Raw genomic sequence first — 12,740 nt, forward strand, 5'->3', positions numbered from 1 at the left:
AAAGGAAACTAAACGGAAGAAACCGGGTGGAAGACTGGAATGAAAAAGAAGAAGACTATTCGAACAAGTGGGATTTGCGTTGCCGTATTACTGGCAACAATTAGTTTACTGACAGGAGCAGTTTGGCTATTTGTTATTGAAAGACCGACGCGTATCAGTGATTTTTTGCAAACCCAAACAGATAAATGGAATAGGATTGATTTGGGAAATACCGTTACATCAGCAGACGGGTCTGAGTATTATGTCCTGACAAAAAAAGGACAGAACCCAGAAGAGGAAAATAACTGGATCATATACTTTTCCGGTGGAGGTATGAATTGGGATGAAAACTCGACTGCAAATCCCATAAACCTGGCCAATATACTTAAAGGTGAAGGTCTTACGTACTTTTCCAGTATTCCTTTTTACAAACTCAATACAATGAAAGGCATTCTGGAGGAAGGGAATGATAAGAATCCTTTTGGAGATTGGAATTATCTATATATTCCCTATGCTACTGGGGATTTTCATATCGGTAATAATCTTGTTGAATATGAAAGAAAAGGGAAAACTTATAAATCCTTCCATAACGGAAGAAATAATGTACTGGCGGCTCTTGAGTGGTTTCAAAGAAATGCAGGTACTCCGGATAAAATATTCGTCTGCGGTGAAAGTGCGGGTGGTTTTGGTGCAGCTTTCTGGACACCTTACATCGCTGAAAGTGTACCCGAAGCCAGGATCTATGAGTATACGGACAGTTCCTATATTCAAACTGATAAATGGGAATATATCATGGATTCTTATTGGAATGCGGAGGTTGAAGATAATTTTCATTTCAGACCAGAAGCAGATATCATAAAAGCAGTATTTCAAGCGAATGCTGAAAAACACCCTGATATAACCTACCTGCAATCCAATACACTCTATGATAATCTTTTATTGAATTTTCAGAAAAGGCTGAATGATGAAAAGGTGACTGATTTGGAATATAAAGACATCTGGAGCACACAAATGCTGGCCTCTGCAGCAGCCTTGTCTGAAAATTTCAGTAATTACCATTATTTTATAACGGATTATGGGTTGGATGAAAAAACAGGAACTACACCTCACACCTTAAGTGCTTCTAAGGATTTCTATGAATCGAAAGAGGATGGAATAAGTCTTAGTGAATGGCTCTATCAGGCAGTAGAATTTGAGGCTTACAGAAATGTGGGAAGCCGTTTTATGAGGTAAGAGAAAGGGATTTTTAATAGCAAAAGGTTGAATAGATTGCTCCCTCTTCTAAGGAAACAGGAATCAAAAACTGCTTCTTAAAGAGGGAGCAATTTATATTTGTTTATTAATCTTAGGGTCTTATGCTTTTTTAACGATTATAAATGTTCCTTCAGTTCTTCCGTTGTGATAACCTGAGCAAAAACCCCCTCCAGGGAGGCCATGATAGTATTGTGTACTGTAGGTGCAGAAATTACATTTTCCTTCCAGACAAGATTCTTTGTGGTACAGGCATCATCAAGAACGGTCACCTGAAATCCGTGTTCTATTGCACTTCTTACGGTGGTATCAATACACATATGACTCATCATTCCACATATAACAAGGTGGGTAATACCAAGGTTATGAAGTTTGTCAGCCAAAGGAGTATTTAAAAAGGCATTGGGAGCGTGTTTGATTAGTACGGTTTCCTCTTTAAGGGGGGATACGCTTGCATGTATTTGTACTCCATCGCTATCCGGCAGAAAAAAAGTTGCATTTTCTTGAATACTAACATGTTGAATGTGAAAGAGAGGTCTGTTTAATTCACGAAAGAGTGCTAGTGCTTTGGCAGCGTTAACAGCTGCAGCATTTGGCTGGAACAATTCATTTCTGCCGCCTTTAAAATAATCATTCTGTATATCAATAAGAATAAGTGCTGCGTTCATTTTTTACCTCCGGCTTTTTTCTGTATTATAAGCTGAATACCGGAGGCTGTAAATTACCCACTTATTTGTGGGTATCGGACAAATACTTTGTATATGAAATCCCTTTTTGGTCAAGTACCTCTGTCATACCTTGCTCAACCATGTACTGAATTCCTATTTCCTGCATGATATCAATAGCCTGTAATATCTTTCTGCCTTTGTCCGGGGTAAGAAAATATTCCACGTGAAGAGGATAACCTTCAAAGCTTTGTTTTCCAACCAACCCAAATTCCTGTAATTCCTTTAACTGCTGTAAAAGCATCTTTTGATTAATTCCCATTATGTCATGCTCTAATTTGGTCAATGTGGTATTGCCATACTTTAACTGAAACAGAATAATGGTTTTCCATTTCCCCTTTATAATGTCATGAACAATTTCCAAAGGACAGGTATAGCTTGTTCTGATTTCCATAAAGACTCCTTTCTAATATCCTTGACTTTAATGGTGTATATCTTATACTGTCAAGTAAGAAGAAGTATGTCAAGTAATACTTAAGGAAATCAGTTTAATTTAAACAGAGTATAAAGATCTCAAATCTGGTTATTATGTCCTGGCGGAATTACTGTAACTACGGTATTTTCCGGGGGTAACGCCATATTTCTTTGTGAATAGCCTGGAAAAGGATACTTTATCTCCGAAACCGCTGCGATGGCTTACCTCAGTTAATGGGAGCTTGGTATATTTTAATAAACGGGCAGCCAGTATCAGCCTGCATTTTATAACATAATCAATGGGTGAGACACCATACACATCACGGAAAATCCGGGTAAACTGCCGTTCGGAAAGACAAGCCATGGCTGCCAGATCACCCAGAGTTATCTTTTCGGTGAGATTTTCATGAATGTAGTTAATCGTATGAATAATCTGCGGTGTTTTAGCGGAAGCTCCGGTCAGACTGGGAGAATAATTTCTGGACAGGAAGGTGATAAGGGTAAGAAGGTAGGATTTAATAGAAAGCTTATAGCCTGCCTTTTTCTCCGTCCACTCATTTAAGATGAGCTCACTTAATATATGGACCACAGAGAGCTTCTCTTCCTCCAGGGTCATAAAACTTGTATAGTCGTGCTGGTATTTATCAAAGGGCTGCAGGATAAAAAGCGCCTGAAAGCCCGACAGCTGTTCTAAATCTTCTTCTAACAGCAGTAGTTTATCCAGGTCGAATTTATAGTTGTATATCTCAAGGTTATCAACATTCTGTATTTCATGGACATAAGAGGGCATTATAACAAGAACATCCCCTCTTTTTATATGATAGGTTCTGCCCTCCACGATATGGTCTGCACTTCCACTTAAGATTATCTCCAGCTCTATGAAATTATGGGTATGGGGAGAATAAGGCTTTGTATGAACGCCTTTGTCAACCCAAAAGGGAAAATCAATTCTTGCAAAATCCAATATGTTATATTCCTTCATAATGTCTGGATTGTATACTAAATTGTCTTAATTGTCAACTGATTTGGATAGTAACATTTGATATAATGAGAGCAGTAACAGCAAATACCAAGAGTGATAAGAACGGAGATCTTCAGTCATCTTGGGAGGGAAAGCGAGGTAAATATGGATAAAATAAAGTACAGAGAAGAAATTGAAAGAGTTATAAAGACAGGGAGATTTCAGGACAACTGGGATTCCCTGTCCGGTTATGAGCTTCCTGAATGGTATAGAAAAGCTAAATTCGGTATCTTCATTCATTGGGGAATCTACAGCGTACCAGCTTTTGGCAGTGAATGGTATTCCAGAAACATGTACATTCAAGGGTCCAGGGAATTTGATCATCATGTAAAGACTTATGGAGAGCATAAGGATTTCGGCTATAAAGATTTCATTCCTATGTTTAAAGCAGAAAAATTTGATGCCGGCGAATGGGCGGACCTTTTTAAAGCCTCCGGTGCAAAGTATGTAGTACCGGTAGCAGAACATCATGACGGTTTCCAGATGTATAAAAGTGAGATATCTCATTATAATGCTGCTGAGATGGGACCTGAAAAGGATGTTTTAGGTGACCTGAAAACTGCTCTGGAAAAAGAAGAGATTGTATTAGGAGCTTCCTCCCACCGAATTGAGCACTGGTTCTTTATGAGCCATGGGAAGGAATTTGACAGTGATATCAAAGAGCCGTTGGTATGCGGAGACTTCTATTGGCCCTCTATGCCGGAACCGGATCATCATGATCTTTTCAGTGCTTCCCCCACCGAAGAGTTTCTGGAGGATTGGCTCCTTCGTACCTGTGAGATAGTAGACAAATACAGGCCCAAAATCGTATATTTTGACTGGTGGATACAGCACAGTGCAGCCAAGCCTTATTTAAAGAAATTTGCTGCCTATTACTATAACAGAGCCATTGAGTGGGGCGAGCAGGTGGTAATTAATTATAAACACGATGCCTTTATGTTTGGATGTGCTGTAGTGGATATAGAAAGAGGACAGTTTGCAGAGCAAAAGCCATACTTCTGGCAGACAGATACAGCAGTTGCTGTGAACTCCTGGGGATATACAGAAAATAACAGCTATAAAAAGGCCAAGGATATTATCTGTGACCTCATTGATATCGTCAGTAAAAACGGCTGCTTGTTATTAAATATTGGTCCCAGGGCAGATGGTTCCATACCAGAAGAAGATAAGGCAATTCTTACAGAAATTGGTGACTGGTTAAAGATAAACGGAGAAGGTATCTATGACAGTAAGTTATGGAGAATATCAGGCGAAGGTCCAACACAGATTGAGGAAGGACAGTTTACTGATTCCAAAGAGAAGGTCTTTACAAAAGAAGATATCAGGTTTACAGTCAGGGGTAGCTACCTCTATGCTTATATTTTGAATTTTCCGAAGGATGGCAAGGTATCCATTCATGCACTTGGAGAAAAGAATGCATCAAAATTACCGAATTTCCACGGTATTATAAAGGATATATCCATACTCGGATATGATGAGAAACCTCAATGGATACGAGAAGAAGAAGCTCTTCACATCAATACCCAGACCGTAGCAAGCGATAAGCCGGTTGCCTTTAAAATATTAATAGATTGATATTGCTATCTTTTATCTCCTGTTTTATAATGTAGCAATAGTGTATTCTAAAGGAGTATTGGGGATATGGCATTGGTAAAAGCCTGTTGCAGGAAACCGTTGCCTGGGCAGACAGTAACAATATCAAAAAGATTACGCTAAATGTATTGGAGACCAATGAAAAGGCCATAACCTTATATCAGAAGTTCGGGTTTTTAGTGGAAGGTATCCTGCGGAATGATAAGTTTCTTTCTGATGGAAAATATTATAATACCATTGTGATGGGAAGAGTAAAAGAAGAGTAAAAAATCCCCCTTTGATTGGAGAAATGATAGGCTGCAAACTCCAATTGGAGGGGGAGTCTTTGTTGTGGTCCTATTGCCTGAATTCTGGGGCTGCGGTTATGCCTCAGAAGCAGCCGGTATATTAACAGAGATTGGTTTTCGCCATATCCGGCTGCATCGATTGTGTGCAAGCTGTAACGCCAATAATCAGCATTCTGAAAAGGTTATGAGAAAACTCGGAATGCAGAAAGAAGGCGAACTTCGTAACGAACGCTTTAAAGAAGGAAAATAGGTCAATGAGCTGCGTTATGGAATCTTAAAAACAGATTGGGAAAAGCAGAGGCCTCTTTCCTAATCCCCATATTTGATGGGGTAATCAAGGGTAGCAAAATAATCCTTTGCAGTTTCAGCCTTACGAATGACTCTCAGAGAGTTATCCGTACATAGCAGAAGCTCTGCCGGACGGAGTCTTCCATTGAAGTTATTTCCATGTGAATAGGTGTAAGCACCGGCATCATGGAATATAAGAATATCTCCTTTGTCAACAGGAGGGAGTAGCCTGTCTGTGGCAAATCGGTCTCTGTTCTCGCATAATGCACCGGTTATGACATAAGAGCAGTCAGGCTTTTTAAGCTCCTTGCCTGCTACTGTGATATAGTGGTAATTGCTATATCTGGAAGGACTCATAAAACTGTTGGTAGAGGCATCCAGTCCTAAAAAGGTTTTGGAAGCCTTTTTTATGTGCATTACAGAGGAAATGAAGTAACCATAAGGTCCGGTCATAAATATCCCTAATTCAAGATATAAGGGGATAGGTAATAGCCCGGCAGCCCCCAGGATTTCATCATAAGCTTTTCGTATGGAAGCACTTACTGCATAGATATCAGTCTCAGGTGCCGCCTCATCATAGGGAATACCAACTCCTCCCGCAAGATTGATAAATTCAAGCTGGATTCCCGCACTTTTAGAAATAGTGACTACCTGCTCAAATAATTTTCTGGTATTTTCTTCAAAATAATCCGCTTCGTTTCGGTGGCTGCCGAATTGGCAATGAAGCCCGAAGCGCTTCACTCCCTTTTCCTTTAAGTATTTCACGCTGTTTATGAATTGCTCTGTGGTAAAGCCGAATTTGTGATCTTCAAAATCAACAATCAGTTTATCCTTATAGTAGATCCTTCCGCCAGGATTTAAACGAAGGCAGACAAGGTCCGGCAGACTGACATATTCTATGAAATAGTCAATGTGCGAAGGGTCGTCCAGATTAATAATGGAGTTTAGCGCTGCGGCTTTCTTAAATTCAGCCGCAGAGGTGACATTGGAGGTAAACATGATGTCTTCTCCATAAAAGGAGCAGGAATCTGCAAGCATTAATTCTGTTTCAGAAGCACAATCCACTCCGCAGCCTTCTGACTTAAAGAGTTCTAAGATATATGGGTTTGGTGTGGATTTTATGGCGAAATACTCGCGAAAGCCCTTATTCCAGGAGAAAGCAGCTTTAAGCTTTCTGATATTATTTACAATGGCAGCTTCCTCATAGATATAAAAAGGGGTGGGATACTCTTTTATAATCTTTTGCAATTCCTCTAAGTTCAGCGGAAAAGTTTTCATAACGATATTCTCTCCTTTGCAGTTTTATGATATAGTCATCTTATTGGAAATATACTTGTAATACAAGTTGAAAAATATAGAACTGTACCGGTACAGATTAGAGGAAAAGCAGGTAGACAAAGGGAATGTATAAATATCAGAAATTAGCAGAGACAATTCGTGAGAATATTTTAAAAGGCGAATTAAAGCCAGGGGAGAAGCTTGCTTCCATTCACTCAGTGGCTAGTGAGAAAGGCTGTAATACAGATACAGTAATAAAAGCTTACAGACTATTAGAGGAAGAGCATCTGATATATTCCGCTGCCAGAAGCGGTTATTACGTGGTCAAGGCAATAAACAGATTGCAAACTGCCAATGCAGCAACAGATCTAAGTACTGTAAGACCTCCGGACAGTATAAATCCCTATAAAGACTTTTACCATTGTATGGAGAAATCTATCACTATATATAAGAATAAATTACTGGAATATGCACCGGCACAAGGGATGGAGGAATTAAGAACTGTACTGGCAAAGCATTTAATGAATTTTCATATCTTTACAAAACCTCAGGATATCTGCATTACAAACGGGGCACAGCAGGCGTTGTATATCCTGGCCTCCATGAATTTTCCGTGCAGAGGGAAAAAGATATTAGTAGAGCAGCCCACCTATTCTGTTATGCTACAGGCCCTGTATTGTAATAGGCAAAACGTCGCAGGCATTAAACGCACCGATGAAGGACTTAATCTGGAGGAACTTGAAGCCCAATTTCAGACAGGTGAGATCAAGTTCTTTTATACTATGCCCCGGTTTATGAATCCCACAGGTTTCAGCTACAAAAGGGAAGAAAAACGAAAGATCTTACAGCTGGCTTCCCGTTATGACGTATATCTGGTAGAGGATGATTATCTGGCAGATCTGGAAACAGATGAGAAAGAGGATTCCCTCTATGCCATGGGAGAGAAAGATAAGATTATCCATATCCGAAGCTTTTCTAAGACTCTTCTTCCGGGCCTGCGTCTTGGGATGGCAATTATACCGGAGATCTTAAAAGAGGAATTCCTGCGTTATAAGCAAAGTATGGATCTTAACACACCGATTCTGACACAGGGTGCTCTGGAAATTTACCTAAAGAGCAGTATGTACAAATCACATGTAGCAAGAACCAGAAAATTTTATCAGAAAAAAATGCAGGTGCTAAAAGAAATCTGTCATGATACATTTGGGGAAGAAACTTACTATCATGTTCCGGAATCTGGAATTTATGCCTTTATTCAAACGGAAAAGAATACAGCAGAAGCAGTGGTAAACAGATTAAAAAAGCAAGGTATCCTGGTTAACGGTATTAAGAACAGTTATTTGCCGGGTTTTGAAGAGACAGAAGGGATACGGCTATGTGTGTGTAACTGTGAGGATAAAGAATTGATAAGAGCCGTTAAGTTGTTAAAGAATGAAATGAGCAAATGTATAAAAGGAGCAAATGCGTAAAAGGAGCAAATACATAAAAGGAGCAAATACATAAAAGGAGCAAATACATAAAAGGATCAAATGCATAAAAGGATCAAATGCATAAAATGAGCAAATGCATAAAAGGAGCAAATGCATAAAAGGAGCAAATGCATAAAATGAGCAAATGCATAAAAGGAGCAAAGGCATAAAAGGAACAAATGTATAAAAGGAACAAATGCATAAAAGGAACAAATGTATAAAAGGAGCAGATGTATAAAAGAAACAAACGTATAAAAGGAGCATTTAATAGTAACAGATATCTAAGAGTAAGCGAAAGGTGATATTTACCTTAATTTATCATAAGGGATATAAGAAACTTAACATTATCTTTGTATAGTTACCTCAGATGAAAATAATTTCATGGAGAGACGTTAAGTCTGAGGAGGTGTACCCTTATGCCGTCAACTTATGCTCATTACAGACTAGGTAAAGAAGTGGTACTTTCTTTACCTGAAGGATTACGGGATATAATTAATAAACATATAGAACTGTACGATATCGGTCTTCATGGGCCGGATATTCTTTTTTATTACAAGCCTTTTTATGAAAACCGGGTGAATCAGACCGGGTTTGGCATGCATGAGGAGCCGGGAAAGTATTTCTTTGAAGGCGCCGGAAATATCATCAGAGGGAAAGAAAAGAAGGAAGCTCACCTGGCTTATATTTTCGGGTTTATCTGCCATTTTGTTCTGGATAGCCAATGCCATGGTTATATCGAGGAGAAGATCGAAAGAAGCGGAGTCAGTCATACGGAAATTGAAGCGGAGTTTGACAGAGAATTGCTTCAAAGGGATGGCTACAATCCGATAAGCAAGTCCCTGACAGATCACATTCTTCCCTCTGAGAATAGCGGTAAGGTGATATCGGAATTCTTTCAGGATATTTCAGCGGAAGAAATAATCCTATCCTTGGAAGCTATGAAACATTACAATCAGATGCTGCGGGCACCCAGGCTATATCAACGTCTGGTTATCTATGGAATTCTTGCGGTCACTGGGAATTATAAAGAAATGCACGGGTTGGTTATGAACAGAAAGGCAAATTTAAGCTGTGAAGACAGTACGGAAATGTTAAAGCGGCTGTATGTTACAGCTGTCGGGGAAGCTATCCGGCTTATTACAGAATATGATGAATATATAAGGCAGAAGCAACCTCTGGATATCAGGTACCGTCAAACCTTCGGGTCTAAGGACGAGGAGATGTTGAAGGGGGAAAGACTGGCATGAAAATAAAACTGACCAGACTGGAAAAGAGTTGGGTTCTTTATGACGTAGTAAACTGCGTTTACCCTCCTGCTTTCAACGATTATTCCTATTTATTGTGACTATCTGGCGGAGCAGCAGAATTTTAACCAAAATTATTCCGGCGGAGAAAGCCGGTGAGTATTTCGGTATTATGGATATCTGCGGACAAGGGGCTTCTTTTCTTGGTACTGCATTGGTAAGCATAAGTTCACAGCTGACTGGAAGTATCAATAAAGGTGTTGGAGCCGTTGCTGTCTTGTTCGTAATCGGAATACTTTTGTTTCGCAAGGCAATCTCTATGCGCAGTAATACCGAGGATAAAAATAATACAGTAGATGATGAGATATGTCTAAAGGAACAAAAAGTCTGAAAGGCCAGGCATACATATTCGATAAACGGGCAGCTTTACAATGGGGTAAAGCAGCCTGAAACAATTAGATATGTAAATGAAATAGAAATTAATTCTGGAAAAAAATAAATACACTCAATGTTATTTGCGGCAGCAGCCCAGGACAGCCTGGGGAATCAAGGGTATAAATGATGAAAAATTATCAAAAGAAGCAGTTACCAAGAGAAACCGTGTAATAGAGACTTGACACATAACATTTGAGATGATAATATAACACTGTTATATAACGGTGTTATATTTAAGGAGGCAGTAAAATGACAGAACAGGAACAATCAACCAAAGAGCGTATATTACAGGCAGCCAGAGAAGAATTCTTAAGAGTGGGATTTCAGAATTCCTCTTTGCGTTCTATTGTGAAGGCAGCCGGTGTGACGACCGGAGCATTTTACGGTTATTATCCGGATAAGATCTCTTTGTTTGACGCCCTTGTGAAAGAACCTGCAGATCAACTCTATGAGATTTACTTAAAGGGACATGACTATTTTGCAGAACTGCCACCGGAAAGAAAGATAACTGAAATGAAGGAGATCACCAAGACCGATGTAATAGAGTGTTTCGATTATGTCTATGAACATTTTGATGCCTTTAAGCTGCTTGTATGCTGCAGTGAAGGTACTTCCTATGAAGATTACCTGCATCGTCTTGCCGAAGTTGAAGTTAATAGTTCCTATATCTTTTTTTCCTGTTTCGAAAATATGGGAAGGACTGCTCCCGTTATGCCGGATGATTTGAATCATATGCTGGCCAGCGCTTATTTATCCGGATTTTTTGAAATCGTAGTACATGATATGCCAAAAGAAGAAGCCTGGACTTATGTGGATAAACTTACTGATTTTTTTGCCGCAGGCTGGAAGGACTTGCTGGGATTTTCTTAAGGTGTGTCCGAAGAGGTAGAGTATTGTGCTGCAGATACTAAAAGGGGTAGGCTTAGTTTGCCCCTCTATTTTTTTGATGTAAATGTTAGCAACATCTAACATTTTGAGGAGGATAATTTATGTCAGAGAAAAAATTACAAAGTAAAAAGCCTGGGACCGCTGCAAGGCTGGCAGAATATGCGGGAGAGCATAAAAGAGAATATGTGCTGTCAGTAGTACTTGCAATTTTAGGGGTCGGTGCCGGTATGGTGCCTTATTATGCGGTGTCACGAATGATTGTCCTGTTGTTGGAGGGAAATAAGGAGTACCGCGTATATCTTGTCTGGAGCGGTGTAATGGCTCTTGGATTCTTAGGAAAGGCTGCTTTTCACAATATTTCAACAACAATGTCTCATAAGGCTACCTTTGCCGTTATCTCAGAAGTCAGAAGACGAATCGGCAAGAAGCTGAAGTTGGTGCCTATGGGGTATGTTCTTGACACACCTTCCGGTAAATTCAAGAACATTATGGTTGAAAAGGTAGACAGCATAGAACCGACCCTGGCACATGTACTGCCGGAAATGACATCCAATCTGCTGGTTCCCATTGCCATTGTGATCTATCTCTTTGCAATTGACTGGCGTATGGCATTGATATCACTGATAACTCTTCCTGTTGGTGCAGTGTGTTATATGGGGATGATGAAGGACTATGAACCACGTTTTGCTGAGTACGTAAGAGTTGGACAGCATATGAATGCTACAGCAGTAGAATACATAAATGGTATTGAAGTAATCAAAGCTTTTGGACAGTCCGCCTCTTCTTATAATAAATTTACGGATGCAGTCCGTCACAATGCTAACTATGGTCTGGACTGGATGAAGGAAGTACAGCTGTATTTTTCCATGGGAATTGGAATCTGGCCGGCAGTGCTCATCGGAGTGCTTCCGGCAGGCTGTATCTTTTACCGCAACGGTTCTCTGTCAGCCGGTGATTTCATTACGATAATGATTCTGGCGCTTGGTATTATGTCACCACTTCTGTCAGCAATGTATTATACCGATGATCTTGCCAAAATAGGTATTATTGTTGGTGAGATAGGAGATATACTGGAGGAAAAAGAACAGGAACGTCCGGAGCAAAGAGCTTCCTTAAAGGGACTCGATATCAAGCTGAACAACGTCACCTTTGGTTACAAAGAAAAAGAGGTACTTCATGGAGTGAATCTTTCGCTTCCAGCTGGTACTGTTACGGCTTTCGTTGGCCCCTCCGGTGGAGGAAAATCCACTATAGCAAAGCTGATTGCTTCCTTTTGGGATGTCACCACCGGTTCTATTACCATTGGTGGGGTAAAGCTGAGTGATATACCGCAGTCCCAACTGATGGAGCTGATTGCTTATGTTGCCCAGGATAATTACTTATTCGACCAGAGTATTCTTGATAATATAAGACTGGGAAATCCGGAGGCAACAGATGAACAGGTCATAGAGGCTGCAAAAGCTTCCGGCTGCCATGAATTTATTTTGGGACTGGAGAACGGCTATCATACCATCGCAGGAGGTGCAGGCGGTCATCTCTCCGGCGGTGAAAGACAACGGATAACCATTGCACGTGCCATGTTAAAAAATGCCCCGATTATTATTCTGGATGAAGCAACTGCTTATACTGATCCGGAAAATGAAGCAGTTATCCAGAAGGCAGTTGCCAGACTGGTTGAAGGAAAGACACTGATTGTGATTGCACATCGCCTGTCAACCATTACAGATTCCGACCAGATCGCGGTTATTAAAAGCGGCCGGGTTGCCGGTGTGGGGACTCATGAGGAGCTCTTAAAATCAAATCCTTTATATAGTGAACTGTGGCAGGCACATATCAGTTCCAAAGACAGAATAGAAGGAGGACAATAA

Annotated in this window: 13 protein-coding genes; 9 read left to right on the forward strand and 4 right to left on the reverse strand. The window is 40.1% G+C overall.

Annotation, left to right across the window (positions count from 1 at the left end):
• Positions 1-39 precede the first annotated feature (39 nt).
• Entirely contained in the window at positions 40-1,212 is a 1,173-nt protein-coding gene (locus tag R2R35_RS19470) for a pectin acetylesterase-family hydrolase (protein WP_317731492.1), read from the forward strand.
• Positions 1,213-1,349: 137 nt separating this feature from the next.
• Here R2R35_RS19470 and R2R35_RS19475 read toward each other — a convergent pair whose 3' ends face one another.
• The 3 genes from R2R35_RS19475 to R2R35_RS19485 form a co-directional block, all read right to left on the reverse strand.
• Entirely contained in the window at positions 1,350-1,898 is a 549-nt protein-coding gene (locus R2R35_RS19475) for a cysteine hydrolase family protein (protein ID WP_317731493.1), read from the reverse strand.
• A gap of 61 nt (positions 1,899-1,959) precedes the next feature.
• Positions 1,960-2,349 carry a winged helix-turn-helix transcriptional regulator gene (locus tag R2R35_RS19480; RefSeq protein WP_317731494.1) on the reverse strand — a complete coding sequence of 130 codons (390 nt, stop codon included), beginning with the start codon at positions 2,347-2,349 and terminating at the stop codon, positions 1,960-1,962.
• A 132-nt stretch (positions 2,350-2,481) separates the two neighbouring features.
• Positions 2,482-3,333: an AraC family transcriptional regulator gene (locus R2R35_RS19485; protein WP_317731495.1), complete on the reverse strand. Its 852-nt coding sequence runs from the start codon at positions 3,331-3,333 to the stop codon at positions 2,482-2,484.
• Between the two features lie 162 nt (positions 3,334-3,495).
• Here R2R35_RS19485 and R2R35_RS19490 point away from each other — a divergent pair, with 162 nt between their 5' ends.
• From R2R35_RS19490 to R2R35_RS19500, 3 genes are all read left to right on the forward strand, one after another.
• Positions 3,496-4,965: an alpha-L-fucosidase gene (locus tag R2R35_RS19490; protein ID WP_317731496.1), complete on the forward strand. Its 1,470-nt coding sequence runs from the start codon at positions 3,496-3,498 to the stop codon at positions 4,963-4,965.
• 44 nt (positions 4,966-5,009) lie between these two features.
• Complete coding sequence (locus R2R35_RS19495; RefSeq protein ID WP_317734824.1) at positions 5,010-5,249, forward strand: GNAT family N-acetyltransferase; 240 nt, start codon at positions 5,010-5,012, stop codon at positions 5,247-5,249.
• A 64-nt stretch (positions 5,250-5,313) separates the two neighbouring features.
• Positions 5,314-5,520, forward strand: a complete 207-nt coding sequence (locus tag R2R35_RS19500; protein ID WP_317731497.1) for a GNAT family N-acetyltransferase — start codon at positions 5,314-5,316, stop codon at positions 5,518-5,520.
• Between the two features lie 59 nt (positions 5,521-5,579).
• Here R2R35_RS19500 and R2R35_RS19505 read toward each other — a convergent pair whose 3' ends face one another.
• Complete coding sequence (locus R2R35_RS19505; RefSeq protein WP_317731498.1) at positions 5,580-6,836, reverse strand: diaminopimelate decarboxylase family protein; 1,257 nt, start codon at positions 6,834-6,836, stop codon at positions 5,580-5,582.
• 125 nt (positions 6,837-6,961) lie between these two features.
• Between R2R35_RS19505 and R2R35_RS19510 the strand changes: the two genes are divergently transcribed.
• The 5 genes from R2R35_RS19510 (at position 6,962) to R2R35_RS19530 (ending at position 12,740) form a co-directional block, all read left to right on the forward strand.
• Complete coding sequence (locus R2R35_RS19510; RefSeq protein WP_317731499.1) at positions 6,962-8,305, forward strand: aminotransferase-like domain-containing protein; 1,344 nt, start codon at positions 6,962-6,964, stop codon at positions 8,303-8,305.
• A gap of 416 nt (positions 8,306-8,721) precedes the next feature.
• On the forward strand, positions 8,722-9,552 hold the full coding sequence (locus R2R35_RS19515) for a zinc dependent phospholipase C family protein (RefSeq protein WP_317731500.1): 831 nt from the start codon (positions 8,722-8,724) through the stop codon (positions 9,550-9,552).
• A 94-nt stretch (positions 9,553-9,646) separates the two neighbouring features.
• The gene (locus R2R35_RS19520) at positions 9,647-9,940 is read left to right on the forward strand and encodes an MFS transporter (protein ID WP_331670163.1); all 294 of its coding nucleotides are present in this window, start codon (positions 9,647-9,649) and stop codon (positions 9,938-9,940) included.
• A 293-nt stretch (positions 9,941-10,233) separates the two neighbouring features.
• Positions 10,234-10,854 carry a TetR/AcrR family transcriptional regulator gene (locus R2R35_RS19525; RefSeq protein ID WP_317731501.1) on the forward strand — a complete coding sequence of 207 codons (621 nt, stop codon included), beginning with the start codon at positions 10,234-10,236 and terminating at the stop codon, positions 10,852-10,854.
• A 119-nt stretch (positions 10,855-10,973) separates the two neighbouring features.
• On the forward strand, positions 10,974-12,740 hold the full coding sequence (locus R2R35_RS19530; protein WP_317731502.1) for an ABC transporter ATP-binding protein: 1,767 nt from the start codon (positions 10,974-10,976) through the stop codon (positions 12,738-12,740).

This window comes from Anaerocolumna sp. AGMB13020 (assembly GCF_033100115.1).
Classification (GTDB): Bacteria; Bacillota; Clostridia; order Lachnospirales; family Lachnospiraceae; genus Anaerocolumna.

Bases quoted from the DNA above. Each gene is read 5' to 3' on its own strand.
- R2R35_RS19470 (WP_317731492.1), top strand. From the start codon at position 40: ATGAAAAAGAAGAAGACTATTCGAACAAGTGGGATTTGCGTTGCCGTA.
- R2R35_RS19475 (WP_317731493.1), bottom strand. From the start codon at position 1,898: ATGAACGCAGCACTTATTCTTATTGATATACAGAATGATTATTTTAAA.
- R2R35_RS19480 (WP_317731494.1), bottom strand. From the start codon at position 2,349: ATGGAAATCAGAACAAGCTATACCTGTCCTTTGGAAATTGTTCATGAC.
- R2R35_RS19490 (WP_317731496.1), top strand. From the start codon at position 3,496: ATGGATAAAATAAAGTACAGAGAAGAAATTGAAAGAGTTATAAAGACA.
- R2R35_RS19505 (WP_317731498.1), bottom strand. From the start codon at position 6,836: ATGAAAACTTTTCCGCTGAACTTAGAGGAATTGCAAAAGATTATAAAA.
- R2R35_RS19510 (WP_317731499.1), top strand. From the start codon at position 6,962: ATGTATAAATATCAGAAATTAGCAGAGACAATTCGTGAGAATATTTTA.
- R2R35_RS19515 (WP_317731500.1), top strand. From the start codon at position 8,722: ATGCCGTCAACTTATGCTCATTACAGACTAGGTAAAGAAGTGGTACTT.
- R2R35_RS19525 (WP_317731501.1), top strand. From the start codon at position 10,234: ATGACAGAACAGGAACAATCAACCAAAGAGCGTATATTACAGGCAGCC.
- R2R35_RS19530 (WP_317731502.1), top strand. From the start codon at position 10,974: ATGTCAGAGAAAAAATTACAAAGTAAAAAGCCTGGGACCGCTGCAAGG.